This is a genomic window from Rhodoferax sp. RT5P35 (genome assembly GCF_056521385.1).
In genome coordinates this window covers 1-1,659 of sequence record NZ_JBWMAX010000078.1, presented here as the reverse complement: position 1 = coordinate 1,659, position 1,659 = coordinate 1, and the positions used below count along the sequence as shown (strand labels likewise).

Annotated in this window: 2 protein-coding genes; both read right to left on the bottom strand. The window is 63.7% G+C overall.

The window, feature by feature from the left end; all coding sequences use genetic code 11:
- The coding region (locus tag AC097L_RS23740) for a malonate decarboxylase subunit alpha (RefSeq protein ID WP_479589198.1) at positions 1–537 on the bottom strand (537 nt) is incomplete at its 3' end.
- A gap of 4 nt (positions 538–541) precedes the next feature.
- Positions 542–1,537, bottom strand: a complete 996-nt coding sequence (locus AC097L_RS23735; protein ID WP_479589197.1) for a Bug family tripartite tricarboxylate transporter substrate binding protein — start codon at positions 1,535–1,537, stop codon at positions 542–544.
- Positions 1,538–1,659: the final 122 nt, after the last annotated feature.

Genomic DNA, 1,659 nt, shown 5'->3' with positions numbered 1-1,659 from the left:
GGCGGTGGCCTCGACGATGGCCGGGGTGTCTTCTGTGTTGGGGCCGGTGTACAGATTGCCCTGGGCATCGGCCGAGTGCGCGGCGACCAGGGCGATGCGTGGGGTCAGGTCCACAAAGTAGCGGCTGAACAGCTCCAGGTAGGTGTGGATGGCACCGATCTGGATTTGCCCTGCCGCCACCAGCCGCGCCAGCCGGGCGGCCTGCGGGCCGGAGAACGAGAAGTCGAGCTTGCTGGCAATGCCCAGTTCAAACAAGTCCAGGTGCTCGGGCAGGGCCAGCACCGACTGCACCATGTGCAGGTCGTGGATTTGCGCGGGATTGAGCTGGGTCAGGGTTTTGGCCAGAAAGTCGGCCTGCTTCTGGTTGTTGCCCTCCAGGCAGACGCGGTCGCCGCTGGCGATGGTGGCGCTGAGCAGGCGCACGGCATCCGCTGCCTGCACCACCTTGCCCGCCAGGTTGCCGCCCAGCGTTTGCCGGGCCTGTTGCAGGCGCTGGGCACGTTGGGTGGCCTGGGTGTTCCAGTTGCTTGTGGCCATCGGCTTAGTCCAACTTCGCGCCGGATGTCTTCACCACGCTGGACCAGCGCTTGATTTCCGAACTGATGAAAGCCTGGAACTTGTCGGGCGGCATGGTGCCGAACTCGGCTCCGTTGCCGGCCCAGATGGTTTTGATCTCTTCGGACGCGCCGACCTGGCGGATCTGTTCCAACATCTGTTTTTGCACTTCGGGTGGCGTGGCTTTGGGCGCCCACAGGCCGTACCAGGTGTGCATGGTGTAGTCGGGCAGGCCGAGCTCGGCGGCGCAGGGCACGTCGGGAAAAGCCGCATTGCGCTTGTTGCCCGCCACCATCAGCGCCTTGATGCGGCCGCCCTTGATATGCGATGCGCTGGAACCCAAGCCGTCAAACACCATGTCTACATCCCCGGCAATCAGGCCTTGCAGTGCCGGACCCGCACCCCGGTAAGGGATGTGGGTGATGAAGGTTTTGGTCTGGATCTTGAACAGCTCGCCCGCCAGGTGGTGGGCCGAACCCGAACCTGCCGAGCCAAAGTTGAGCTTACCGGGGTTTTTGCGCAGCTGCTCCATGAAGGCCTTGAAGTCGCCGGGGATTTTTTGCGGGTTCACTACCAGCACCTGCGGCACGTTGGCCAGCAAGGCGAGGGCGACGAAGTCTTTCTCCAGGTCGTAGTCCAGCTTGGGGTACATCGACGGGGCGATCACATGGTGCGTGCCTCCCATGAAGTAGGTGTAGCCGTCGGGCGTGGCCTTGGCGGCAATGCTGGCCCCCAGCGTGCCCCCGGCACCGCCCCGGTTGTCGATGATCAGCGGCTTGCCCGACAGCTTGGCAAACTGCGCCGACAGCGGGCGGGCAAAGGTGTCGGTGCCGCCCCCGGCGGGGAAGGGCACGATCAGTGTCACCGGTTTGGCGGGCCAGGCGGACTGGGCGTGGCCAGGCCAGGGCAACAGCCCGGCGGTGGCAGCGGGCAGGGCAGCCAGGGCGGTTCGGCGGGTGGGCTGGAGGGGGGATGAAGTCATGGGGTTGTCTCCTGGGGTGTACCGTGGGCAGGCTTTAATAAATATTTTGGTTTATTTAATGTATTTATTAAATCACTGTGCGTGTATTTAAAACAGTCCGTGCTTACCCTAGGCTGGGCGAT